The 24,581-nt window shown below is 73.3% G+C and carries 22 protein-coding genes; 14 read left to right on the plus strand and 8 right to left on the minus strand.

Annotated features, from left to right (window positions below):
* The first annotated feature begins 120 nt into the window (after positions 1-120).
* Positions 121-1,050: a hypothetical protein gene (locus CP973_RS01335; RefSeq protein ID WP_425281983.1), complete on the plus strand. Its 930-nt coding sequence runs from the start codon at positions 121-123 to the stop codon at positions 1,048-1,050.
* 10 nt (positions 1,051-1,060) lie between these two features.
* Positions 1,061-1,405: a rhodanese-like domain-containing protein gene (locus CP973_RS01340; RefSeq protein ID WP_167538253.1), complete on the plus strand. Its 345-nt coding sequence runs from the start codon at positions 1,061-1,063 to the stop codon at positions 1,403-1,405.
* Between the two features lie 22 nt (positions 1,406-1,427).
* Here CP973_RS01340 and CP973_RS01345 read toward each other — a convergent pair whose 3' ends face one another.
* The 6 genes from CP973_RS01345 to paaA all read right to left on the minus strand — a co-directional run bounded on the left by CP973_RS01345 (position 1,428) and on the right by paaA (position 6,368).
* A complete protein-coding gene (locus CP973_RS01345; RefSeq protein ID WP_150236819.1) occupies positions 1,428-2,561 on the minus strand; it encodes an acyl-CoA dehydrogenase family protein in 1,134 nt (377 codons plus the stop codon).
* An 82-nt stretch (positions 2,562-2,643) separates the two neighbouring features.
* Positions 2,644-3,714 carry a 2Fe-2S iron-sulfur cluster-binding protein gene (locus CP973_RS01350; RefSeq protein WP_150236821.1) on the minus strand — a complete coding sequence of 357 codons (1,071 nt, stop codon included), beginning with the start codon at positions 3,712-3,714 and terminating at the stop codon, positions 2,644-2,646.
* On the minus strand, positions 3,714-4,208 hold the full coding sequence (gene paaD / locus CP973_RS01355; RefSeq protein WP_150236824.1) for a 1,2-phenylacetyl-CoA epoxidase subunit PaaD: 495 nt from the start codon (positions 4,206-4,208) through the stop codon (positions 3,714-3,716). Before paaD ends, CP973_RS01350 begins: the two co-directional genes overlap by 1 nt.
* Positions 4,202-5,023: a 1,2-phenylacetyl-CoA epoxidase subunit PaaC gene (gene paaC / locus CP973_RS01360; RefSeq protein ID WP_425281922.1), complete on the minus strand. Its 822-nt coding sequence runs from the start codon at positions 5,021-5,023 to the stop codon at positions 4,202-4,204. Before paaC ends, paaD begins: the two co-directional genes overlap by 7 nt.
* A complete protein-coding gene (gene paaB, locus CP973_RS01365; RefSeq protein ID WP_425281923.1) occupies positions 5,020-5,412 on the minus strand; it encodes a 1,2-phenylacetyl-CoA epoxidase subunit PaaB in 393 nt (130 codons plus the stop codon). Before paaB ends, paaC begins: the two co-directional genes overlap by 4 nt.
* Positions 5,409-6,368: a 1,2-phenylacetyl-CoA epoxidase subunit PaaA gene (paaA, locus tag CP973_RS01370; RefSeq protein WP_150236826.1), complete on the minus strand. Its 960-nt coding sequence runs from the start codon at positions 6,366-6,368 to the stop codon at positions 5,409-5,411. Before paaA ends, paaB begins: the two co-directional genes overlap by 4 nt.
* Positions 6,369-6,535: 167 nt before the next feature.
* On the opposite strand from paaA, the gene CP973_RS01375 reads away from it, so the two are divergent.
* From CP973_RS01375 to CP973_RS01385, 3 genes are all read left to right on the plus strand, one after another.
* The gene (locus CP973_RS01375) at positions 6,536-7,204 is read left to right on the plus strand and encodes a DUF5819 family protein (protein WP_150236828.1); all 669 of its coding nucleotides are present in this window, start codon (positions 6,536-6,538) and stop codon (positions 7,202-7,204) included.
* Between the two features lie 407 nt (positions 7,205-7,611).
* Positions 7,612-8,877, plus strand: coding sequence for an HTTM domain-containing protein (locus CP973_RS01380; RefSeq protein ID WP_244409228.1), 1,266 nt, complete (start codon positions 7,612-7,614; stop codon positions 8,875-8,877).
* Positions 8,878-8,966: 89 nt separating this feature from the next.
* Positions 8,967-9,797: a TrmH family RNA methyltransferase gene (locus CP973_RS01385; RefSeq protein WP_150236830.1), complete on the plus strand. Its 831-nt coding sequence runs from the start codon at positions 8,967-8,969 to the stop codon at positions 9,795-9,797.
* 9 nt (positions 9,798-9,806) lie between these two features.
* On the opposite strand, the gene paaN is transcribed toward CP973_RS01385, so the two are convergent.
* Positions 9,807-11,513, minus strand: a complete 1,707-nt coding sequence (gene paaN / locus CP973_RS01390) for a phenylacetic acid degradation protein PaaN (RefSeq protein WP_150236832.1) — start codon at positions 11,511-11,513, stop codon at positions 9,807-9,809.
* 222 nt (positions 11,514-11,735) lie between these two features.
* Here paaN and CP973_RS01395 point away from each other — a divergent pair, with 222 nt between their 5' ends.
* The gene (locus CP973_RS01395) at positions 11,736-13,256 is read left to right on the plus strand and encodes a 3-hydroxyacyl-CoA dehydrogenase (RefSeq protein ID WP_150236834.1); all 1,521 of its coding nucleotides are present in this window, start codon (positions 11,736-11,738) and stop codon (positions 13,254-13,256) included.
* Between the two features lie 2 nt (positions 13,257-13,258).
* Positions 13,259-13,846, plus strand: coding sequence for a TetR/AcrR family transcriptional regulator (locus CP973_RS01400; RefSeq protein WP_150236837.1), 588 nt, complete (start codon positions 13,259-13,261; stop codon positions 13,844-13,846).
* A 39-nt stretch (positions 13,847-13,885) separates the two neighbouring features.
* Here CP973_RS01400 and CP973_RS01405 read toward each other — a convergent pair whose 3' ends face one another.
* Positions 13,886-14,377: an Lrp/AsnC family transcriptional regulator gene (locus CP973_RS01405; RefSeq protein WP_150236839.1), complete on the minus strand. Its 492-nt coding sequence runs from the start codon at positions 14,375-14,377 to the stop codon at positions 13,886-13,888.
* A 227-nt stretch (positions 14,378-14,604) separates the two neighbouring features.
* Between CP973_RS01405 and pdhA the strand changes: the two genes are divergently transcribed.
* From pdhA to CP973_RS01440, 7 genes are all read left to right on the plus strand, one after another.
* Positions 14,605-15,801 (plus strand): pyruvate dehydrogenase (acetyl-transferring) E1 component subunit alpha, encoded by a 1,197-nt coding sequence (gene pdhA, locus CP973_RS01410; RefSeq protein WP_150236840.1) that lies wholly within the window; start codon positions 14,605-14,607, stop codon positions 15,799-15,801.
* Positions 15,798-16,832, plus strand: coding sequence for an alpha-ketoacid dehydrogenase subunit beta (locus CP973_RS01415; RefSeq protein ID WP_150236842.1), 1,035 nt, complete (start codon positions 15,798-15,800; stop codon positions 16,830-16,832). The genes pdhA and CP973_RS01415 overlap by 4 nt, the downstream gene beginning before the upstream one ends.
* Positions 16,832-18,406, plus strand: a complete 1,575-nt coding sequence (locus CP973_RS01420) for a dihydrolipoamide acetyltransferase family protein (RefSeq protein WP_150236844.1) — start codon at positions 16,832-16,834, stop codon at positions 18,404-18,406. Before CP973_RS01415 ends, CP973_RS01420 begins: the two co-directional genes overlap by 1 nt.
* 45 nt (positions 18,407-18,451) lie before the next feature.
* Complete coding sequence (locus CP973_RS01425) at positions 18,452-19,528, plus strand: DUF6457 domain-containing protein (protein ID WP_425281924.1); 1,077 nt, start codon at positions 18,452-18,454, stop codon at positions 19,526-19,528.
* A 380-nt stretch (positions 19,529-19,908) separates the two neighbouring features.
* Positions 19,909-21,915 carry a molybdopterin-binding protein gene (locus CP973_RS01430; protein WP_167538254.1) on the plus strand — a complete coding sequence of 669 codons (2,007 nt, stop codon included), beginning with the start codon at positions 19,909-19,911 and terminating at the stop codon, positions 21,913-21,915.
* Positions 21,912-23,057 (plus strand): potassium channel family protein, encoded by a 1,146-nt coding sequence (locus tag CP973_RS01435; protein WP_150236846.1) that lies wholly within the window; start codon positions 21,912-21,914, stop codon positions 23,055-23,057. The genes CP973_RS01430 and CP973_RS01435 overlap by 4 nt, the downstream gene beginning before the upstream one ends.
* Positions 23,058-23,275: 218 nt before the next feature.
* Positions 23,276-24,253 carry an NAD(P)H-quinone oxidoreductase gene (locus CP973_RS01440; RefSeq protein WP_150236848.1) on the plus strand — a complete coding sequence of 326 codons (978 nt, stop codon included), beginning with the start codon at positions 23,276-23,278 and terminating at the stop codon, positions 24,251-24,253.
* The last annotated feature ends 328 nt before the right edge of the window (positions 24,254-24,581 follow it).

The following is a 24,581-nucleotide window of genomic DNA, read 5'->3' on the forward strand; positions in this document are numbered from 1 at the left end:
GAGAACGCGCAGGACGGCCAGGACCCCCATGCTGACCACGGGACCGCGGGCTTCGCGGGTTCTGCGGGGGTGACCGATCAGGGGGTCCCGGCTTCCCCGGCCGGGCACGGTCAGGACGGTTTGTACGTTTCGCAGGAGAGCCAGGATCGTGAGGGGGCGTACGCCGCGAACCACGGCTCTCCCGGCGCGCACCCCTCACAGCAGCCCGACACCCCGCCACACGCCGATACCCCGCCCCACACCAGCTCCCCGTCCCATCCCACCCCCGACGAGCAAGCGGCTGCCACGCGGCGGTTGGCGCAGGCGGTGGAGGCCGCTGAGCAGGCGTTGATCGAGTTCGAGATCGCGGTGGAGACCTTCCGAGTGGAGGTGGAGAACTTCTCGCGGCTGCACCATCAGCGCCTCGGCCCGATGTACGCGCGGCTGGACGAGCTGGATGCCCAGATCGCCGAGGCGGTCGCGGCCCGTACGGGTGATCCCGAGGATGTGCGCAAGGCCCACGAGGCGCGGGCGGCGGTGCTGCCGATGCCCGACGTGGAGGAGCTGTTCCACGGCTGGGTGGGGTCCGAGGGGCTGTATCCGGAGGCTCAGGCGATGCTCAACGAGCAGCCGGTCAGCCCGCCGCAGAAGGTGCGGCCGAGCGAGGAGGCCCGGCGGATCTACCGTGACCTGGTGCGCAAGGCGCACCCCGACCTGGCACGGGACGAGGCCGAGCGCGCTCGCCGGGACGCCTTCATCGTGCGGGTCAACGCGGCGTACGGGGCCGGGGACGAGGCCGCGCTGAGCGAGCTGGCCCGCGAGTGGGCGGCCGGTCCGGTCCCGCAGGAGCAGCGGCCGAGCGAGAGCGAGGAGCTGTACGCGCGGCTGGAGTGGCTGGCGGAGCGCAAGGAGATGCTGGCCGCGATGGTCACCGAGATGGAGCAGAGCGCGATCGGCGCGATGATCAAGATGGCGCCGGACGACCCGGACGCGCTGCTCAACGAGATCGCCGAGAAGCTGCTCGCGGATGTGGCGGAGCGCGAGGCATATCTCGCGCAGCTGGTCGGGTAGCGTCGGACCCATGCGCTTTGGTTCTCTGCCCACGGTCGGTGTCGACGCTCTCACCTCGCAGGACTTCCTCCTGGACGTACGCGAGAACGACGAGTGGGAGGCGGGGCACGCCGAGGGCGCGCTGCACATCCCGATGAGCGAGTTCGTCGCCCGGTACGGCGAGTTCACGGAGCAGGCGCCCGACGGCGGCCGGGTCTATGTGCTGTGCCGGGTCGGTGGCCGGTCCGCACAGGTCGCCCAGTACCTGATCCAGCAGGGCATCGACGCGGTGAACGTCGACGGCGGCATGCAGGCGTGGGAGGCCGCGGGCCGCCCGGTGAAGAACAGCAAGGGTGAGCCGGGCGCGGTCGTCTGACCCGCTGCGGTCGTCCCGCGGCTCAGCCCAGGGCGTGGGCGGCCAGCAGGTCGCCCAGTGCTTCCTCGTGGGCCGCGGCGGGGCCCAGGGACAGTTCGAGCTGCTTCGCCCAGGCGTGGTAGCGGTGGAGCGCGTAGTCCGTGTCCGCGCCGAAGCCGCCGTGCAGGTGCTGTGCGGTCTGCACGACGCGCCGTACGCCTTCCGCGGCCCAGATCTTGGCCACCGCCACGTCCCCGGACGGGGGCAGTGCGCCGTTCGCGGCGCTGCCGATGCGCCAGGCGGCCTGCCAGAGGGTGGCTTCCATGGCGCGCAGGTCGATGTAGCGGTCGGCGGCCTGGACGGCGACCGCCTGGAAGGTGGCGACGGGAAAGCCGAACTGTTCCCGCTTGGACGTGTATGCGCTGGTCATGGCCAGGACGGCTTGGCCCAGTCCGAGGGCCAGCGCGCAGGTGCCGGTGGTCAGGAGGTCGCGCAGCCACTCCCAGGCGCCGGGGTCGGTGATCACTTCACCGGGGGCCGCCCGTACGGAGTTCAGCCGGACCTCCGCGAGGCGTTCGCCGGTGGTGGAGACCTGGTCGTGGAGGCTGACGCCGTCCCGGAGGCGGGGGACGAGGGCGAGTACGGCGGCTCCGTCACCGGTGTGGGCGGGTACGAGGACGCGGTCGGCGCTCTGGGCCCAGGGCACGGCGGTGTGCATGCCGTCGAGCAGCCAGTCGGCGCCTTCCTGACGGGCGGTCACGGCCAGCTCGGCGGGGTCGTGGCCGGTACGGCCGTTGGGGGCGACGGTGAGGACCAGCTCGCCGCGCCCCGCACCGGGCAGGATGTCGGCGCGCAGCTCGGCGTCCGCGTAGGTCTGCACGGCGAGCGCCGCGGCGCTGTTCTCCAGCAGCGGTACGCGGGCGAGCACCCGAGCGGACTCGCGCAGTACGAGGCAGAGGGCGATCGGGTCCAGGCCCGCGCCGCCGTACTCGGGCGTGAGCAGCAGACTCAGCAGGTCGGCGTCGGCCAGCTTGCGCCACAGGGCGCGGTCGAAGTCGTCGGCCACCGCTCCGGTGGTCAGCGCGGGACTGGGCACGCTGTCGGGTGGGACATCCGCGAAGACGGCCTGCGCCGCCTCGACGGCCGCCTGCTGCTCCTCGGTGAAGGTGAAGTCCACTGGCCTGTCCTCCCGTGTTCCCACGCGGCGACTACCTGACGGGGCGTCAAGTTAGAACAGGTTGCAGCGAATGGGAATGGGGTCAGCGGTCGAAGTCCAGCTCGACCTCCTCCGTCACGGGGTGGGACTGGCAGGCCAGCACATATCCGGACGCGACTTCCTCGTCCTCCAGCGCGAAGTTGCGGTCCATCCGTATGTCGCCGGACACCAGGAACGCTCGGCAGGTGCCGCAGACGCCTCCCTTGCAGGCGTACGGGGCGTCGGCGCGGTTGCGCAGCACCGCCTCCAGCAGCGATTCGCCGTCCCGGACGGGCCAGCTGCCCGCCCGGCCGTCCAGGGTCGCGGTCACGGTGCTGTGAGCGGGGGTACGGAGAGCTGCGCCGCCCGTGGGGGAGGAAACGCTCTCCGCATCCGTGGGCTCGGCTATGTGGAAGATCTCCTCGTGGATACGGCCGCGGGGGACCTGGAGGCCGCGCAGGGCCCGTTCCGCGGCTTGGACGAGGCCGTACGGGCCGCAGAGATACCAGCCGTCGACGGACCCGACGGGCAGCAGGGCGGGCAACAGCTCCCGCAGCCGCCTCTCGTCCAGGCGGCCGGAGGGCAGGCCGGACTGCTGCTCCTCGCGGGAGAGGACGGAGACCAGCTGGAAGCGGTCCGGGAAGCGGTCCTTGAGGTCGGCGACCTCCTCCAGGAACATCGTGGAGGCCGCCGTACGGTCGCTGCGGACCAGGCAGAAGCGGGCGTCCGGCTCCCGGTCGAGCAGCGTCGCGGCGATGGACAGCACCGGGGTGATGCCGCTGCCCCCGACGATGCCCGCGAACCGTCCGGGGCGGGGCTCCAGCACGAACCGGCCGGCCGGGGCCATGACCTCGACGGTGTCGCCGACGGCCAGTTCCTTGAGCGCGTACGTGGAGAACTCGCCGTCCTCGACCAGCCGGATGCCCACGCGCAGCCGGGGTTCGTCGTCGCTCGCCGGGGTGCAGATCGAGTACGTACGGCGGATTTCGCGGCCGTCCACCGTGCGGCGCACCGCGATGTGCTGGCCCGGGATGTGGCGGAAGGTGTCGCGGAGGTCGGGCGGCACCTGGAAGGTGACGGCGACGGCGTCGTCCGTGAGCCGTTCGAGCTCCGCGACCCGGAGCGGGTGGAACATCACAACTCCTTGAAGTGGTCGAACGGTTCCCGGCAGGACTCGCAGCGGCGCAGTGCCTTGCAGGCGGTGGAGGAGAAGCGGCTGAGCAGGGTGGTGTCGGTCGATCCGCAGTGCGGGCAGCGGATCGCCAGCGCCACCGGCACCGGTCCGCCGGCCGGCCCGGTGGGGCGGGGCGGGGCGATGCCGAACTCGGCCAGCTTGCGGCGGCCCTCGGCCGTGATCGCGTCGGTCGTCCACGGGGGGCTGAGCACCGTACGCACTTCGACGTGGGAAACGCCGTTGTCGTGGAGGACGCGCTCTATGTCGGCGGACATGGTCTCGATGGCGGGGCAGCCCGTGTAGGTCGGGGTCAGCTCGACCTCCACCTGGCCGGGGCCGGTCATCCGCAGCCCGCGCAGGATGCCCAGCTCGGCCAGGGTCACCACCGGCAGCTCCGGGTCCGGGACGGAGCCGGCCACGTCGCGCAGCCGGTCTTCGAGGGGGGTGGTCACCATGTCGCCCCCGGGTGGCTGCGGTGCAGATGCTGCATCTCGGCGAGCATCCGGCCGAACGGTTCGGTGTGCAGGCCCTGGCGTCCGGCTCCCGCGGTCCAGGCGCCGCGGCTCGGGCCCTGGGGGACGGTGAGGGTGGCGCGGGTCAGGACGGAGGCTATGCGCGTGATCCAGTCGTCGTGCAGGGCGGTGAGGTCCAGGTCGAGGCCCGGGACCGGCTCGAAGAGCTCGCCGGTGAAGCGCCACAGGGCGTCCAGGCCGCGTTGCATGCGCTCGTGGCTCTCCTCGGTGCCGTCGCCCAGGCGCAGGGTCCACTGCTCGGCGTGGTCGCGGTGGTAGGCGACTTCTTTTGCCGCCTTGGCGGCGAGCGGTGCCAAGGGGCCGTCGCCTACGGCCAGTTGGGCGTACAGCAGCTCCTGGTAGGTGGAGAAGTACAGCTGGCGGGCGATGGTGTGGGCGAAGTCGCCGTTGGGCTGCTCGACGAGCTGGCAGTTGCGGAAGGAGCGTTCCTCACGCAGATACGCCAGCTCGTCCTCGTCACCGGCGAGGGAGAGCAGGACGCGGGCCTGGCCGAGGAGGTCCAGCGCGATGTTGGCGAGCGCCACCTCCTCTTCGAGGACGGGGGCGTGTCCGGCCCACTCCCCCAGCCGGTGGGAGAGGACGAGGGCGTCGTCGCCGAGGGCCAGGGCCGGGGCAGCGGCGGCGACGTCCCGGGCCAGCGAGCCCGCGGGGGCGGGGGTCGCGGTGCCCGTGGCGGCCGAGGCGGTCGCGGGCGGGGTGGTCGCGGCCGGGGCGGCAGCGTTCGGTGCGGGCTTCACAGGTGCTGCACCCCCTCCGGGATCTCGTAGAACGTCGGGTGGCGGTAGGGCTTGTCGGCGGCCGGCTCGAAGAAGGAGTCCTTCTCGTCCGGGGAGGAGGCGGAGATCGCGGCGGAGGGGACCACCCAGATCGAGATGCCTTCGGAGCGGCGGGTGTACAGATCGCGGGCGTTGCGCAGGGCCATCTCTGCGTCCGGGGCGTGCAGGCTGCCGGCGTGGGTGTGCGACAGGCCGCGCCGGCTGCGGACGAAGACCTCCCACAAGGGCCAGTCGGCGGGGCCCGCCGACGCCCCGGCTGCCGCCTGCGAAGCCGCGGCGGCCGGCTCCGGCTCGCCCTGGCCCGTACGGCTGTCCGGACGCGCGCCGTCCGCCGTGCCGTTCGTGGTCATCGGTTTCCCTCCCCGTGCTTGGCCGCGTAGGCAGCCGCGGCGTCGCGCACCCAGGCGCCGTCCTCGTGGGCCCGGCGGCGCTGGGTGATGCGCTGTTCGTTGCAAGGGCCGTTGCCCTTGAGGACCTCGCGGAACTCGTCCCAGTCGATGGGGCCGAAGTCCCAGTGGCCGCGCTGCTCGTTCCACGTCAGGTCCGGGTCCGGGAGCGTGAGGCCCAGGGACTCGGCCTGGGGCACGCAGATGTCCACGAAGCGCTGGCGCAGTTCGTCGTTGGAGTGCCGCTTGATCTTCCAGGCCATGGAGCGGGCGGAGTGCGCCGATTCGTCGTCGGGCGGGCCGAACATCATCAGCGACGGCCACCACCAGCGGTCCACCGCGTCCTGCGCCATGGCGTGCTGGGCGGCCGTGCCCCGGCTCAGGGCGAGCAGGAGCTCGTAGCCCTGGCGCTGGTGGAAGGACTCCTCCTTGCAGACGCGGACCATGGCGCGGGCGTAGGGGCCGTAGGAGCAGCGGCACAGCGGGACCTGGTTCGTGATCGCGGCGCCGTCCACCAGCCAGCCGATGGCCCCGACGTCCGCCCAGGTCAGGGTCGGGTAGTTGAAGATGGAGGAGTACTTCTGGCGGCCGGAGTGGAGCTTGTCGAGAAGTTCGTCGCGGCCGACGCCGAGGGTTTCGGCGGCGCTGTAGAGATACAGGCCGTGTCCCGCTTCGTCCTGCACCTTCGCCATCAGGATCGCCTTGCGGCGCAGCGACGGCGCGCGCGTGATCCAGTTCGCCTCCGGCTGCATGCCGATGATCTCGGAGTGGGCGTGCTGCGCTATCTGGCGCACCAGCGAGGCGCGGTAGGCGTCCGGCATCCAGTCACGGGGCTCGATGCGCTCGTCCGTGGCCACGGCCGCCTCGAAGCCGGCTTCCAGGGCCGCAAGGGACTCCGTGCCCGCCGCGATCGTCGTCATGTGATCCCCCTAGCTCCCGACCGACCGATCGTTCGGTTCAATGGTGTGGTCGGACGCGTGGGGTGTCAAGCCTGTGGATAACTCGGGGGAGGGTGTGCCGCGTGGGGCGGCCTAGGTACGGTTCCGGAGCGGCGGAAAGCCGCTCGGTGACTGGAAACGGGGCAGGAATGCAGCTATACGGGGACGAATCGCGGCCACCCGCCGCGCTCTCGCTGCCGTCACGCATCGTGGTGACCGTGGCGGCCGGAGCCGTCACGCTGGCCGTCGCGATTCACCTGGCGATGATGTTCCTGCACGTCGCCCCGTCGAACACGCTGAGCAAGCAGCACGGCGAAGCGATCAACGACTACGTCTTCCCGGAGTACGAGCAGAACTGGAAGCTGTTCGCGCCCAACCCGCTCCAGCAGAACATCGCGGTGCAGGCGCGCGCCCAGCTGCGTACGAAGGACGGCGACCGGCTGACCACCGGCTGGACCGACCTCACCGCCCTCGACGGCCGGGCCCTGCTGCACAACCCCGTACCGAGCCACACCCAGCAGAACGAACTGCGCCGCGCCTGGGAGTACTACCTCAACACCCATGATGCCCAGGACCGCTCCACGGGCATGCGCGGCGAACTGGCCGAGCAGTACGTCCGGCGGATCGTGATGCAGCGCATGAGCGCGCGGTGGACGGCGCGCGGCGCGGTCGAGCAGGTGCAGGTCCGCTCGATGACGACGGCCGTCAGCCCGCCGCCGTGGAGCACCGAGAAGATCAGCGACAAGCCCCGGTACCGCCAGGTGCCCTGGTGGCAGGTCACCGAAGCCGACCTGCCCGAAGGAGCGAGGATCCAGTGACAGCGCGCAGGTTGCCTCCGCAGACGACAGGCGGGACGGCGGACGCCGACGCCCGGGCGGGCGCGGTGGGTGGGGCGGACGCTTCGGGTGGGGCGGAGGTTCTGGGGGCGCCGAATACCGGTACTCCGGCAGACACCGTCAGCGCGGTGGACACCGACCCATCCGTGGACACCAGCTCCCCCACGAACACCAGCTCCCCGGCGAACCCGGCCGACGCGCGCGTACCCGCTCCGGCACACGTGCCCGCCTCGGCACACGTGCCCGCCCCGGCGCCCCCGGCAGACGCAACGGCCTCCGCCTCCGCGGCAGATGCAACGCCCCCCGCCTCCCCAGCGCCGCCCGCCCCCGCCAAGAGCGCATGGCCGACCCTCCCCCCACCACCCGCCCCAGCGCACCCCGCCGCCAACGTGCACCCTGCCGCCGACGCGCGCTCCACCGCCGACGCGCGCCCCCGCCCCGAAGAAACGCGGATAGAGCGCGCCTTCGGCCGCGCCTTCCGGCGCGTCACGGGCAGGGTCATCGCCCCGTACCAGTCCGCCGTCGTCCGCATCGGTTTCGCCGCGACCTGGCTGCTCTTCCTGGTGCGGGAGTGGCCGAACCGTCAGGAGCTGTACGGGCCCAACGGCCCCTGGAGCGGCGACATGGCGCGCCGGCTCCTCGCCGACAACCAGGCCTTCTCCGTGCTGACCTGGTCCGACGGGCGCGGCTGGTTCGAGCTGGTCTATGCCCTCGCGATCGTCAGCAGCGCCCTGCTGCTGGTCGGCTGGCGCACCCGCACCATGTCGGTGCTGTTCATGGTGGGTGTGCTGTCGCTACAGAACCGCAGCATCTTCATCGGGGACGGCGGCGACAACGTCATCCACCTGATGGCCATATACCTGGTGCTGACCCGCTGCGGACAGGTGTGGTCGCTGGACGCCCGCCGCGCGGCGAAGCGTACGCAGGAGGGTGCCCTCGGCCTCCCGGAGCGTGACATCACAGGTGTCGTGCTGTGGGCGGTTCTCGGTCTGTCCCTCGCTGTCGCCCAGGTCATGGGGCTGTCCGGGCTTTCCTGGTTCGGTGCCGGGCCGTTCCCGGGCGTGGGCTGGGGCCTGGCCCTGTGGGTGCTGTGGTGCGCGCACGGTGTCTGGTGGGCGGTGCGGCGGTACGCGCCCGGGGAGCCGCGCGTCGTCCTCGACATGCTCGGCAAGCTGGCGCACAACGGCGCCATGCTGGTGATCGTCGTCGAGGTGTGCCTGATCTACGCCACCGCCGGCTGGTACAAGATCCAGGGTTCGCGCTGGCAGGACGGCACCGCGGTCTACTACCCGATGCACCTGGACTACTTCTCGCCCTGGCCGGAGCTGTCCCGGGTGCTCGCCGACAACGGCCTGATGATCATGCTGATCACCTACGGCACGGTGATCGTGCAGGTCGCCTTCCCCTTCACGCTCTTCAACCGACGCCTGAAGAACGTGCTGCTCGTGGTGATGATCTGCGAGCACCTGTCGATCGCGTTCCTGCTGGGCCTGCCGTTCTTCTCGCTCGCGATGATCACGGCGGACGCGGTGTTCCTGCCGACGGTGTTCCTGGTCTGGCTGGGCGCCCGCGTCTCCGCCGTACGCGACCGGGTGCTGCCCCGGCGTACGCGGGACGGGGAAAGCGGGGTGGCGGCCCCGGCAGGGGCGCCCTGAGGGCGCGCGGTCACGTGCTGTGCCGTCGGTGGTGCCCGTCGACGGGTGCGCCGTATGTCCGCCCGGCGGGCAGTTGAGATAGTGGGGAAATGATCGAGAACGGGACCGACGATCCGGTACGGCGCTGGCGCGCGAGCGCCGGGGACCCCGCCTCGGTCCTCCTGGACGGCTTCCACGCGCTCAAGCACGCACTGCGCTTCGGCGGTGACGTACGGCAGGTGCTGACCGGCGACAAGGCCGCCCTGCTGGCGCTGGCCGGGGAACTCGCCGATGACCTGACCGACACCCTGGACACGCTGGCGGAGCAGGTGCCCCTCGCCGCGCTGCGCACGCTGCTGCCGAAGGTCCACCCCACGGGCGTCGCGGCGCTGGCCGTACGCCCCGATGCCGAGGCGAACCTGGCCCGCCTACGGGCCGCGCCGCGCCCCTCCCCCGTCGTCCTGCTGGAAAACCCGCGCAACCTGGGCAACATCGGCGCGGTCGTCCGCCTGGCGGCCGGTTTCGGCGCGACCGGTGTGGTCACCACGGGGTCGCTCGACCCCTGGCACCCCAACGCGGTACGCGGCAGCGCGGGCCTGCACTTCGCGAGCGCCGTGGAGCGCCTGACGCTGCCGGAGCTGCCGCCGGGGCCCCTTTACGCCCTCGACCCCGAGGGCGTGGACATCCGGACCGTCACCTTCCCCGACGACGCGATCCTGGCCTTCGGGTCCGAGCGCCAGGGCATCTCGGACGAACTGCGGGAGCGGGCGACGGCGCTGGTCGCGGTGCCGATGCAGGCGCGGGTCTCCAGCTTCAACCTGGCCACGAGCGTGGCCATGGGGCTCTTCCACTGGATGTCCCGCGCCTCGGCGGCGCCGGCCGCTGCGGCGGGTGCCGCCGAGGCGGCCGGACCGTCGTTCCCCGGCTTCCAGCCCTCCTGAACGGGCCCGCTAGCTCTCCTGACCGGGCCTGCGCACCTCCACCGTCCGGAACCGGTTCGCCACGAACGCGCCGTCGCACAGCGCCGCGTTCGCGGCCGGGTTGCCGCCCGAGCCGTGGAAGTCGGAGAAGGCGGCGGTCTGGTTCACGTACACCCCGCCGGTCAGGTTCAAGGAGAGCTGCGCGCACTCCTCCAGGCACGCCTCCTCCACCAGCTTCTCCACCTCCGCCGAGGTGGTGTACGCGCCGACCGTCATCGCGCCCTTGTCGCGGGTCGTGCGCCGCAGCAGGTCCACGGCGTCCGCCGGGGAGTCGACGGCCACCGCGAAGGAGACCGGGCCGAAGCACTCCGACAGGTAGGGCGCGTCGGCACCCGCGCCCTCCCAGAGCTTGCGCGCGCCGTCCATCTTGACCAGCACCGGCGTGCGGACCGTGGCGTCCGGGAAGTCGGGGTTGGTGACCGCGCGGGAGGGCAGGGCCACCTCGCCCAGCCCGGACGCCGCCTCGATCCGCTCCTTGACCTGCGGGTTGACGATGGCGCCGAGCAGCGCGTTGGCCCGCGCGTCGTCGCCGAGCAGCTTGTCGACCGCGGTGGCGAGGTCGGCGACCACGTCGTCGTACGACTTGGGGCCGGCGTCCGTGGAGATGCCGTCGCGGGGGATGAGGAGGTTCTGCGGGGTGGTGCACATCTGGCCGCTGTACAGGGACAGGGAGAAGGCCAGATTGCCGAGCATGCCCTTGTAGTCGTCGGTCGAGTCGATGACGACCGTGTTGACGCCGGCCTTTTCCGTGTGGACCTGCGCCTGGGGCGCGTTGGCCTCCAGCCAGTCGCCGAACTCGGTCGAGCCCGTGTAGTCGATGATGCGCACCTCGGGGCGGACCGCGAGGGTCTTGGCCAGGCCCTCGTCGGGGCGGTCCACGGCCAGGGCGACCAGGTCGGGGGAGAACCCGGCTTCGGCCAGCACCTCGCGCGCCACCCGGACGGTGAGCGCCAGCGGCAGCACGGCCCGCGGGTGCGGCTTGACCACGACCGCGTTGCCGGTGGCCAGGGAGGCGAACAGGCCCGGGTAGCCGTTCCACGTGGGGAAGGTGTTGCAGCCGATCAGCAGGGCGACGCCGCGGGGGACGGCCTTGAAGGTCTTGGTCAGCTCCAGCGGGTCGCGCTTGCCCTGCGGCTTGGACCAGGCGGCCCGGTCCGGGGTGCGGGTCTGCTCCGCGTAGGCGTAGGTGACGGCCTCCAGGCCGCGGTCCTGCGCGTGCGGCCCGCCCGCCTGGAACGCCATCATGAACGCCTGGCCGCTGGTGTGCATCACGGCCTGCGCGAACTCGTGGGTGCGCGCGCTGATCCGCGACAGGATCTCCAGGCACACCAGGGCCCGGATCTCCGGCCCGGCGTCGCGCCACGCGGGCATCGCGGCGCGCATGGCGGGCAGCAGCACGTCCGGGTCGGGGTGCGGATAGGTGATGTTCAAGGCGATGCCGTACGGCGAGACTTCGGCGCCGGTCCAGTCGTCCGTGCCGGGCTGGTCCAGGTCGAAGCGCTTGCCGCGCAGCGCCTCGAAGGCGGCCTCGCCGTCCGCCGGGGCGGTTTCGCCGTACGCCTTGGGGTGCTCGGGGTGCGGGGACCAGTACGCCCGGCTGCGGATCGCCTCCAGCGCCTGGTCGAGCGTCGTGCGGTGCTTCTCGCGCAGCTGCGCTGCGGTCAGTTCGGCGGCCATCGAAGACCAACTCCTCGTCGGGCGGCTCTGGGGCCTGCCGTCACGGGTCACCCGCCCCGCGGGCGCGGACGCCACACCGGGGAAGCGACGCCACTTCACGGACAGGCCCGAGGACAGGGCTGGGAACACATTCGGCGACGGGGCTAGAGTAACCGAACGATCGGTCGGGGCAAGAGGGTCCGGCGAACCTGTGGACAACTCCGTCGGGGAGGATCAGCCGTCATGACAGCCATCGAAGCGGGACGCACCGTCGCGGTCGTCGGCACGGGCACCATGGGCCAGGGAATCGCGCAGGTCGCGCTGGTCGCGGGTCACCCCGTCCGGCTCTACGACGCGCTGCCGGGCCGGGCCGCCGAGGCCGCCGAGTCGATCGGGCGGCGTCTGGACCGGATGGTGGAGAAGGGCAAGCTGCCGCCCGCGGAGCTCGAAGCGGCCCGCGCGCGCCTCCTGCCCGCCACCGCACTCCCCGAACTTGCCGATGTCGCACTCGTCGTCGAGGCGGTCGTGGAGGAACTGGGCGTCAAGCAGGAGCTGTTCGCCGCTCTGGAGGACGTGGTATCCGAGGACTGCCTCCTGGCCACCAACACCTCGTCCCTGTCCGTCACGGCCGTCGCGGGCGCCCTGCGCCGCCCCGGGCGCTTCGTCGGCCTGCATTTCTTCAACCCGGCGCCGCTGCTCCCCCTGGTCGAGGTGGTCAGCGGCTTCGCGACGGACGAGGCGGCGGCCACCACCGCGTACGAGACGGCCGCGGCCTGGGGCAAGTCCCCCGTACGCAGCGCCGACACCCCCGGATTCATCGTCAACCGCATCGCCCGCCCCTTCTACGCGGAGGCACTGCGCGTCTACGAGGAACGGGCCGCGGACCCGGCCACCATCGACGCCGTGCTGCGCGGGTCCGGCGGCTTCCGTATGGGGCCGTTCGAGCTGATGGACCTCATCGGACAGGACGTGAACGAGGCCGTCACGCGCTCGGTGTGGGAGGGCTTCTTCCGCGACCCCAAGTTCACGCCCTCACTGGCGCAGCGGCGCCTGGTGGAGGCCGGTCTGCTGGGGCGCAAGGCGGGGCGGGGCTGGTACGACTACGCCGAGGACGCCGCCGAGCAGCTGCCGCACACCGCGGAGCCCTGCCCGGCGCCGGCCGCGGTGGCGGTCCACACCCAGCTCGCCGGGCCGGCCACCGCCCTCCAGGAGCTGATCGAGGAGGCCGGCATCAAGGTCACCCGGGAGCGCGCGCCGGGGGAGCACGAGGGCTGCATCCGGCTGCCGGGCGGCGCGCGCCTGGCCCTGACCGACGGCCAGCCCGCCACGGGCGACCTGTCAGGCCCCACGATCCGCTTCGACCTGGCGCTGGACTACCGGGCCGCGACCCGTATCGCCCTCGCGCCCGGCGCGGAGGTGTCGTCCCAGGACGTGCGGGAGGCGGTGGGGCTCTTCCAGGCGCTCGGCAAGGCGGTCAGCGTCGTCGAGGACGTACCGGGCCTGATCGTCGCCCGTACGGTCGCGATGATCGTGGACTTCGCCGCGGACGCCGAGGCGCGCGGGGTGGCGAGCCGCGAGGACATCGACACGGCCATGCGGCTGGGCGTGAACTACCCCGGCGGCCCCTCGGAGTGGGCCGCGGACATCGGCCGCCACTGGTTGTGGCACCTGCTGGACAGCATGCACCACCAGTACGCCGGCGGACGCTACGCGCCGTCCTGGGCCCTGCGCCGCAGTTTGATGCCGAACCGCCGGATGCTCTAATCATGACCATGGCCAAGCGCGACACCTACACGCCCGATTCGCTGCTGGCGGTCGCCGTCGCGGTGTTCAACGAGCGCGGATACGACGGCACCTCCATGGAGCACCTCTCCCGGGCGGCCGGCATCTCCAAGTCCTCGATCTACCACCACGTGCGCAGCAAGGAAGAGCTGCTGCACCGTGCCATAAGCCGGGCGCTGGACGGGCTGTTCGGGGTCCTCCAGGAGCCCGGGGCGTGTACGGGGCGGGCCATCGAGCGCCTGGAGTACGTGGCCAGGCGCGAGACCGAGGTCCTCATGGAGGAGCTGCCGTACGTGACCCTGCTGCTGCGGGTGCGCGGCAACACGGACACGGAGCGCTGGGCCATGGAGCGCCGGCGGGAGTTCGACGGCCAGGTCACCGAGCTGCTCAAGCAGGCGGCGGCTGACGGCGACCTGCGCCCGGACGTGGATGTCCGGCTGGCGACCCGGCTGCTCTTCGGCATGATCAACTCCATTGTGGAGTGGTACCGGCCGGGCCGGGGCGGCGCGGCGACCAGTGAGGAGGTCGCGGAGGCCGTGGTGCGCACGGCCTTCGCGGGACTGCGGAAGTAGCCGCGGCGGCGGGCGCGCCGCACCCGTCGCCGGTGCGTCCTAGCCCTGCTCCGCCCCCAGGTCGGTTTCCTCGAAGACGAGCAGGGTGCGGGTGCTCAGCACCTCCGGTATCGACTGGATACGGGTGAGGACCAGCTCCCGCAGCTCCTGGTTGTCCTTGGTGTGCACCAGCAGCAGGACATCGAAATCGCCGCTGACCAGCGCGATGTGCGCGGCCCCCGGAAGCGCGGTGAGCTGGGCGCGCACCGTGCGCCAGGAGTTCTGCACGATCTTCAGCGTCACATACGCGGAAGCGCCCTGACCGGCGCGTTCCTGGTCGATACGGGCGCTGAAACCGCGGATCACACCGTCGTCGATTAAGCGGTTGATCCGCGCGTAGGCGTTGGCGCGCGAGACGTGTACGCGCTCGGCGACGGAGCGTATCGAGGCCCGCCCGTCGGTCTGGAGCATGCTCAGGATCGCGCGGTCGATGGTGTCCAAGGGGCGCGCGGGGCGGTTCCCTCCATTACTGGCCATCTGTTCGTCCGGCATACCGGCTCGCCTCCCCTTGGTGGACGCTCTGTCCTCATCTCAGGCTGTGGAGAACCGATTGTCCACAGGCTGAGCCCGCCTGTAGCCAAAATGTGCCGACGACCGAACAATCGGTAGGTACGGGCCGCCGCCCGTCCCATGGCATTGCTTACCCGTCCGTCGTCCTTCACCGCCCTCGGCGGGGCGCTCGGCGTCACTCTTTCCGAAGTTCCAAGGAGGTGCTCGTCATGACGGTCCTTGAGCAGCGCGGCAGCAGCCGGAACGAGAGCCACTGGCCCGCTCCGCCGCCCGCCTGGCGCCCTCGCGTCGATCCCGCGCCCCTCCTGCCCGACGCGGAGCCGTACCGCCTGCTGGGCACGGACGCCGCCGCCCGGGTCGAGTCCGGGCTGCTGACGGAGCTGTACGGGCACCTGGTGCGCGGCCGCCGCTACAACGCCCAGGCCACGGCGCTGACCCGGCAGGGCAGGCTGGCGGTGTATCCGTCGTCCACCGGCCAGGAGGCGTGCCAGGTGGCCGCCGCGCTGGTGCTGGAGGAGCGGGACTGGCTCTTCCCCAGTTACCGGGACACCCTCGCCGCCGTGGCCCGCGGGCTCGACCCCGTGCAGGCCCTCACCCTGCTGAGGGGCGACTGGCACACGGGATACGACCCGCGCGAGCACCGCGTCGCCCCCCTGTGCACGCCGCTGGCCACCCAGCTCCCGCACGCGGTCGGCCTCGCGCACGCCGCGCGCCTGAAGGGTGACGACGTGGTCGCGCTGGCCATGGTCGGTGACGGCGGCACGAGCGAGGGCGACTTCCACGAGGCGCTGAACTTCGCCGCGGTGTGGCAGGCCCCGGTGGTCTTCCTGGTGCAGAACAACGGCTTCGCGATCTCCGTGCCGCTGGCCAAGCAGACGGCCGCGCCGTCCCTCGCCCACAAGGCGGTCGGATACGGCATGCCCGGCCGCCTGGTGGACGGCAACGACGCGCCCGCGCTGCACCAGGTCCTCTCCGAGGCGGTGGAGCGGGCCCGCCGGGGCGGCGGCCCGACGCTGGTCGAGGCGATCACGTACCGCGTCGAGGCGCACACCAACGCCGACGACGCCACGCGCTACCGCACCGAGGACGAGGTCGAGCAGTGGCGCGGGCACGACCCGATAGCCCTGGTGGAGCGCGAGCTGTCGGAGCGCGGCCTGCTCACCGACGCGTTCGCGCAGCAGGTGCGGGACGGCGCCGAGGAGCTGGCCGCGGGCCTGCGCGACCGGATGAACCAGGACCCCGCACTGGACCCGATGGACCTGTTTGCACACGTCTACGCGGAGCCCACCGCCCAGTTGCGGGAGCAGGAGGCGCAGCTGCGGGCCGAGCTGGCGGCGGAGGCCGAGGACGAGGCGTCACGGGGCCGCGGGGCGGCGCACGACACGACGGGGAAGGAACGGCCATGACCGCGACCGCAACGGAGGCCGGGCGCAAGCCCGTCAGCATGGCGCAAGCCCTGAACCGGGCCTTGCGCGACGCAATGGCCGACGACCCGGCCGTCCATGTGATGGGCGAGGACGTGGGCGAGCTGGGCGGGGTCTTCCGGATCACCGACGGCCTGGTGAAGGAGTTCGGCGAGGAGCGCTGCGGCGACACGCCGCTCGCCGAGGCGGGCATCCTCGGCACCGCGGTCGGCATGGCCATGTACGGGCTGCGGCCGGTCGTGGAGATGCAGTTCGACGCCTTCGCGTACCCCGGTTTCGAGCAGCTGATCAGCCATGTCGCGCGGATGCGCAACCGCACCCGGGGCGCCATGCCGCTGCCGCTGACCATCCGCGTCCCCTACGGGGGCGGCATCGGCGGCGTGGAGCACCACAGCGACTCCTCCGAGGCGTACTACCTGGCCACTCCGGGGCTCCAGGTCGTCACCCCGGCCACGGTCGCCGACGCGTACGGGCTGCTGCGCGCCGCCATCGCCTCCGACGACCCGGTGGCCTTCCTGGAGCCGAAGCGGCTCTACTGGTCGCGGGCCGACTGGTCCCCCGACGCACCGGCGCCGGTGGCCCCGCTGGGCCGCGCGGAGATCCGGCGGCCGGGCAGCGGCGCCACACTGATCACGTACGGGCCGTCGCTGCCGGTCTGCATGGAGGCCGCCGAGGCGGCCACGGCGGAAGGCTGGGACCTGGAGGTCGTCGATCTCCGCTCGCTGCAGCCGTTCGACGACGCGACCGTCTGCGCCTCGGTCCGGCGGACGGGCCGCGCGGTCGTGGTCCACGAGGCCAGCGGCTTCGGCGGCCCCGGCGGGGAGATAGCCGCGCGGGTCACGGAGCGCTGCTTCCACTACCTGGAGGCGCCGGTGCTGCGGGTCGCGGGCTTCGACATCCCGTATCCGCCGCCGATGCTGGAGCGCCACCACCTGCCCGGGGTGGACCGCATCCTGGACACCGTCGGCCGTCTCCAGTGGGAGGCGGACCGGACCGAGGGGAGCGGTGACTGATGGCCGAGGTCCGTGAGTTCACACTGCCCGATCTCGGAGAGGGCCTTACCGAGGCGACGGTCGTGCGGTGGCTGGTCGAGGTCGGCGAGGTGGTCGCCGTGGACCAGCCGGTGGTCGAGGTGGAGACCGCGAAGGCGCTGGTGGACGTGCCGTGCCCGTACGGCGGCGTGGTCACCGCGCGGTACGGCGACGAGGGCACCGAACTGCCCGTCGGATCGCCGCTGCTGACGGTGGCGGTCGGATCCACCGCACCGGCCGGACAGGAAACGGGAGGTGACCGGGCGCCCGAGGAGGGGACGGGCGACACGGACGCCGCGACCGGCGGGCCCGGGGAGGCCGGTGGGGCTGGAGAGGCTGGTGTGGCTGGAGAGGCCGGCGGGGCCGGGAAGGCAGGCGGCACCAAGGCCGGCGGAGCGGCCGAGGGCTCAGGGAACGTACTCGTCGGATACGGCACCAGCGCCGCGTCCGCGCGCCGTCGGCGGGTCCGGCCGACGGCGGGTGCCGGGGCGGCGGACGCCGGGGCGGCGGGTGCCGGGGCGGCGGGTGCCGGGGCGGTGGAGCCAGCGCGCCGGCAGGCCGCGCTCGAAGGCCCGGTGCCGGTCATTTCTCCGCTGGTGCGGCGGCTGGCACGGGAACACGGCCTGGACCTGCGGGAGATACGGGGCTCGGGCCCGGAGGGGCTGGTCCTGCGCACGGACGTGGAACGTGCGGTGCGCGCACGGAGCGCGGCGGGGGCCGGTGCGGCAGCACCTGGCGTGACCGGCGCACCTGCCGCGACCGGCACCGCTGGAGCCACCGGAGCCACCGGAGCCCCCGGGGCCCCCGGATCGTCCGGCGTGACCGGTGCGGAGAGCGGAACGGCGGCGTACGAAGGTCTTCCCGGCGAGGCCGAGCGGATACCTCTGCGGGGCATGCGCGGGGCCGCGGCCGAGAAGTTCCGGCGCAGCCGTCAGGAGATCCCCGACGCGACGTGCTGGGTGGACGCCGACGCGACCGAACTGCTCGCGGCCCGGCGGGAGATGAACGCCGTCGGCGGCGCCAAGGTGTCGCTGCTCGCGCTGCTGGCCCGTGTCTGTACGGCGGCGCTCGCGCGGTATCCACAGCTCAACGCGACCGTCGACACGGCGGCCAACGAGATCGTGCGGCTGCCCGCCGTCCACCTGGGCTTCGCGGCGCAGACCGACCGCGGGCTGGTGGTGCCGGTCGTACGGGACGCCCACCGCCGTACGGCCGAGGGGCTGACCGCCGAGATGGCCCGGCTCACCGAGGCCGCGCGGGCCGGTTCGCTCGGCCTCGCCGAGCTGACCCACGGCACCTTCACGCTCAACAACTACGGCGTCTTCGGCGTCGACGGCTCCACGCCGATCATCAACCACCCCGAGGCGGCCATGCTGGGCGTGGGCCGAATAGCGGCGAAGCCCTGGGTCCACGAGGGGGAGTTGGCCATACGCCAGGTCGTGCAGCTGTCGCTCACCTTCGACCACCGGGTGTGCGACGGCGGTACCGCGGGCGGGTTCCTGCGGTTCGTGGCGGACTGCGTGGAGCGGCCGGCGGTGTTGTTGCGCACGTTGTGAGCGGTCCCGGTCGGTGACCGGGGCGGTCCCGGCGATACTCGTGGGGTGACCGACCAGCAGCCCGCTCAGGACCGGGACCCGCGCGCGGCCGACGGCGCGCTCCACGGTGTCGCCGCGCCCGCCCCCGCGCTTTCCGGTACGTACGACGTCATCGTCCCGGCCGGGGGCGCCGCCCGGCGGCTCGGCGGGGTGGACAAGCCCGGGCTGTCCGTCGGCGGGCGCTCGCTTCTGGACCGGGTGCTCGACGCCTGTGCGGACGCGGCGACCGCCGTGGTCGTCGGGCCGCCGCGGCCCACCGCGCGGCCGGTCATCCAGGCCCTTGAGGACCCGCCCGGCGGCGGGCCGCTCGCCGCGCTGGACGCCGGGCTGCGGCACACCACCGCCCCCGTCGTCCTCGTCCTCTCCGCCGACCTGCCGTTCCTGACGGGCGCGACGGTGCGGGCCCTGCGCGCGGCGGTCGAAGCGGGCGAGGGAGCCGAGGGGGTGGAAAGGGCCGATGGGGTAGAAGGGACCGAAGGGGTAGAAGGAGCTGAAGGGGCCGAAGGGAGGGTCGACGCCGCGCTGCTGCGGGACGCGGAGGGCAAGGACCAGCCGCTGGTCGCCGCGTACCGGGCCGAGCCGCTGCGGCGTGCGCTGGCCGCCGTACGGGCCGAACGCGGCACGCTCGCCGGGCAGCCGCTGCGTGCGCTGCTGGCCCATCTGTCACCGCGCCGGGTGCCCGATCCGACGTCCACCGCGTCCTTCGACTGCGACACCTGGGAGGACATCGAGGCGGCACGCGCCCGCATCAGAGCGGCACGCGCCCGTATCAGGGAGCATGGGACCGTGTTGGACGAATGGATCACCGCAGCCAAGGCCGAACTGGGCATCGAACTCGATGTGGACACGGCGGCACTCCTCGACCTCGCCCGCGACGCGGCGCACGGTGTGGCGCGGCCGGCGGCGCCGCTGACCACCTTCCTGGTCGGTTACGCCGCCGCTCAGCAGGGCCGGGACGTGTCCGTACTGGCGGCCAAGGCGGCCGCGCTGGCCAACCGGTGGGCCGCCGAGGCCGCCGAGGACGCCGACGCCACGCCGGAGGCCGCGCCCGAGGCCAAGCCGAAGGCGAAGCCGGCGGAATGATGGAGGGCGAGTTCGACGACGCGTTGGCGCTGGCCAACGGGGGCCCGGTCGTGCCGCCGCGCCCGGAGGACCGCCGGTCGCCGGGGAGCCGTACCGACGATCACCGGGTGTGGGGCGGCCGTGGTGACGGCCTTCCGGGGCACGAGGGTGACGGACCCGTACCGGCCCCCGGCCGCCACGGTTGTGCGGCTCCCCCCGGCGGGAGCCGCGCACCCGCTTCCGGCCGCCGCGCACCCGCTTCCGACGGCTGTGCGCCTGCCTCCGACCGTTACGCGCCCGCCGCTGCCCCATACGCGTCTGCTTACACCCCGTACGGGTCCACCCCCGACCCGTACGCGTCCGCTTCCGATCGTCACGCCGCCGCACCTGCCGACACCCACGTGCCCGCTTCCGACCGTCACCCCCGCGTCCCTGCCGACCCCCACGTACCCGCTTCCGACCGTCACGCCCCCGTCTTCGACGACGGCTACTCGTGGATCTTCGACGACCGGGAGCCCACCCGGACGACCGGCCGGTCCGGCGGGAAGCCGACGGCCGGTACGGGCCTGGACGACGACGCGCGTCGCGGCCCGTACACACCGTGGGACACCGCACCGGCCCTGAAGGCGGGCGATCCGTCGTCCGTACCCGGTGGTGAAGACGGGCCGCGTGGGCCGCTCCCGCCCGGTTCCCACCCTCCTTCACCGCGACCCGAGACCGAGCCGGCCACCCGCGGAGCACCGTTCGGGCCGCCCTTCGGACCGCCCTACGATCCGCCCTCCTCCACCACGGAGAATCCCGGCCACGACCACCCCACCCACCACGGCCGCCGCACCCGGCACGACCACCCCGCGCCGACCCCCTGGCGTACGGCCCGTGGGATCGCCGCCCGGGCGCCGCGCGGACCGCTGCCCCCGGTCGCCTGCCCGCTCGGCGCCGCGGCCCTCGGACGCACCCTCGCCGAGCCGCTGACCGCGCTCACCGACCTGCCGTCCTTCGACACCTCCGCGATGGACGGCTGGGCGGTCGCCGGGCCCGGCCCCTGGCATCTCGCCGCCCGGAGCCGTCCGGACGAGCACGAGCACGGCATCCTGGCCGGTCACGAGGCATCCGAGGCGGTCGCCGACGGGGACGCGGTGCCGATCGCCACCGGTGCCCGCATCCCGCCGGGCGTCACGGCCGTGCTGCGCAGCGAGCACGGCGAGGTACGGCAGCGGCCCGACGGCGGCGCGCAGTTGTACGCGCCCGCGCCCGTGCCGCCCGGCCAGGACATCCGGCCGCGCGGCCAGGAGTGCCGCCGCGGCGACCAACTGCTGCCCGCGGGCGCGCTGGTGACCCCGGCCGTGCTGGGGCTGGCCGCGGCGGCCGGGTACGACGAGCTGGTCGCGTACGCCCGGCCGCGCGTCGAAATCCTCGTCCTCGGTGACGAGTTGCTGAACGCCGGGCTGCCCGCCGAGGGACGCATCCGGGACGCGCTCGGGCCGATGATCACGCCGTGGCTGCGCGCGCTGGGCGCGGACGCCGGGCCGCCCCGGCACCTCGGCGACGACGCCGACGCGCTGTACGACGCCCTCGCCTCGTCCACCGCCGACCTGGTGATCACCACGGGTGGTACGGCCTCCGGGCCCGTCGACCATGTGCACCCCACGTTGCGCAGGCTGGGCGCCGAGGTGCTGGTGGACGGCGTGGCGGTACGCCCCGGGCACCCCATGCTGCTCGCCCGGCTGACCGCCGACCGGTTGCTGGTCGGCCTGCCCGGCAACCCGCTGGCCGCCGTGTCGGGCCTGGTCACCCTGGCCGAACCGGCGCTGCGTACGCTCGCGGCGCGCCGCCGGACGCCCGCCTACCGGGCGCCGCTGACCGCCGCGGTGTCCGGCCACCCGCACGACACGCGGCTCGTGCCGGTCGCCTTCCGGGAGGGCGCGGCCGACGACGGGGACGGTGGCGCGGTCGTACCGCTGCGGTTCAGCGGGCCCGCCATGCTGCGCGGCATCGCGGCGGCCGACGCGATGGCCGTCGTACCGCCCGGCGGCGCGGAGCGCGGCCGCGACGTGGAACTCCTCGACCTGCCGTGGACCGGCGACGGCTCGGCGGCGGAGGCGGTGACGGACTGGGCGGCCGACACTCCGGACCGTCCTGCTTCGGACCGCCCCGGCCTGGACCGTCCTGCTTCGGACCGCCCCGGCCCGGACCGTCCTGCCTCGGACCGCCCCGGCCTTGACCGCCCCGCCACGAGCCGCCCTGGCCTGGACCGTTCCGGCCCAGACCGCCCCGCCACGAGCCGCCCCGCCACGAACCGCCCCGGTCCGGACCCGCGTCACCCCGGAGCCGGGCCGCACGACCGCCCGAACGTTTCGCCCGCCGACCCCCACCCCGACCCCGACCCGACCGGCGGAGGCGCCGCGTGAAGCTCCCCACCCACGACGCCGCGGCCCGCGACATCCCCGAGGGCCACAGCCACCGCGTCGTGCTGCCGCGCCGCGCCCCCATGGCGCCGCTGCGCCAGGTCGCCCGCCGCCTGCTGATGGCGCTGCTCGTGCTCGTCGCGACGGTGGCCATCGTCTGGATCGACCGCGACGAGTACCACGACAACGCCAACGGCTCCGTCGACTTCCTGGACTGCGTCTACTACGCCACCGTCACGCTCTCGACCACCGGTTACGGCGACATCGTCCCGTACGGGGACGGTGCGCGGCTGCTCAACATCCTGCTCATCACGCCCCTCCGGGTCCTCTTCCTGATCATCCTGGTCGGCACCACTCTCGAAGTCCTCACCGAGCGCACCCGCGAGCAGTGGCAACTGAACCGCTGGAGAAACGCCTTGCGCGACCACACCGTCATCGTCGGCTTCGGCACCAAGGGCCGGTCCGCGGCCCAGACCCTGCGCGCGACGGGCCTGACCCGCGACCGCATCGTCATCGTCGACCCGAGCCCCAAGGTCATCGACTCGGCGGTGGCCGAGGGCTTCGCGGGCGTGGTCGGCGACGCGACGCGCAGCGACGTCCTCCTGCGGGCCGAGATCCAGCGCGCCCGCCAGGTCGTCATCGCCACCCAGCGCGACGACACCGCCGTCCTGGTCTCGCTCACCGCCCGCCAGCTCAACAAGAAGGCCAACATCGTCGCGGCCGTACGGGAGGAGGAGAACGCGCCGCTGCTGCGCCAGTCCGGCGCCGACATGGTCATCACCTCGGCCAGCGCGGCCGGCCGCCTGCTGGGCCTGTCGGTGCACAGCCCCAGCGCCGGCACGGTCCTGGAAGACCTGATCCAGCAGGGCAGCGGCCTGGACCTGATCGAGCGCCCGGTGGTGAAGGCCGAGGTCGGCAAGTCGGTACGGGAGACGGACGACCTGATCGTCTCGGTGCTGCGCGGTCACCGGCTGCTCGGGTACGACGACCCGGCGGCCAGCCCGCTTCAGCCCGCCGACCGGGTGATCACCATCGTGCGGGCGGTACCGCCGGAGGAGCCGGACGGGTCGTCCAGGTCCGGCGCGAAGCCGGTGATCCCCGGGACGGGGGTCTCCCCGATGGCACCCGTCCGCCGGGACGACTAGACCGCCGCCGCCCGGCCTCGGTGACCGCGTGCCCGGCCCCCGCCTCCGTCTGCTGCCCGGCCTCGGTGACCGCGTGCCCGGCACCCGCCTCCGTCTGCTGCCCGGCCTCGGTGACCGCGTGCTCCGCCCCCGCCTCCGTCCGCCGCCCGGCCTCGGTGACCGCGCGCCCGGCACCCGCCTCCGTCCGCCGCTCCCCGGGGGCGAGTAGCCTCGCGGCCATGCGTGCGATCACCATTCCCGAACCCGGCGGTCCCGACGCCCTCGTATGGGCCGAGGTGCCCGATCCGCAGCCGTCCGAAGGGGAGGTTCTGGTCGAGGTGGCGGCCACCGCCGTCAACCGTGCCGACCTCCTCCAGCGCCAGGGCTTCTACGACCCGCCGCCCGGCGCGTCCCCGTACCCCGGCCTGGAGTGCGCCGGCCGGATCAAGGCGCTCGGCCCGGGGGTGGGCGGCTGGGCGGTCGGCGACGAGGTGTGCGCGCTGCTCTCGGGCGGCGGGTACGCGGAGCAGGTCGTCGTACCGGCGGGCCAGCTGCTGCCCGTGCCGAAGGGCCTCGACATGGCCGCCGCCGCGGCGCTGCCCGAGGTGACGTGCACCGTATGGTCGAACGTCTTCATGATCGCGCACCTGCGTCCCGGCGAGACGCTGCTCGCGCACGGAGGTTCCAGCGGCATCGGCACGATGGCGATCCAGCTCGCCAAGGCGGTCGGCGCGCGCGTCGCGGTCACCGCGGGCAGCGCCGACAAGCTGGCCCGCTGCGCCGAACTGGGCGCCGACATCCTCGTCAACTACCGCGACCAGGACTTCGTGGAGGAGGTGCGCAAGGCCACCGACGGCAACGGCGCGGACGTCATCCTGGACATCATGGGCGCCAAGTACCTCGACCCGAACGTCCGGGCGCTGGCCACCAACGGGCGCCTGGCGATCATCGGCCTCCAGGGCGGCGCCAAGGCAGAGTTGAACCTGGGCGCGCTGCTGACCAAGCGCGGCGCGGTCACCGCCACCTCGCTGCGCGGCCGCCCGCTGGCCGAGAAGGCGGCGATCGTCGCGGCGGTACGGGAGCACGTCTGGCCGCTGATCGAGAACGGTCAGGTCCGGCCGATCGTGGACCGTACGCTGCCGATGGCCGAGGCGGCCGAGGCGCACCGGATCGTGGACGCCAGCGGCCATGTGGGCAAGGTCGTCCTGACGGTCTGAGCCCGGCGCACGGGCGCGCGACGCGGTGGTGCCGGGGCACGGCACCACCGCGCGTTCACCTCTGTCACCTCTGTCACCTTTGCCATCTCTGTCACCTCTGTGGAGCCGCTGCACCACACCCCCGCACCGTCCGGGATGCCGCGTATATCCCCCCGTGTGACGCTGAGGACGTCAGGCGACCACTCCGCGGGTACGGGAGGTCATGGGTGTGACGTCGGAACTCGTGACCCAGGGATACGAGTCGGACCACCGGCCGGATCATCTGCCGGACCACCGGCCGGTTCACCTGCCGGAGGGCAAGATTCCGGAATACCGCCTCCCGGAATAC

The sequence above is a fragment of the Streptomyces albofaciens JCM 4342 genome, assembly GCF_008634025.1.
Classification (GTDB): Bacteria; Actinomycetota; Actinomycetes; order Streptomycetales; family Streptomycetaceae; genus Streptomyces; species Streptomyces albofaciens.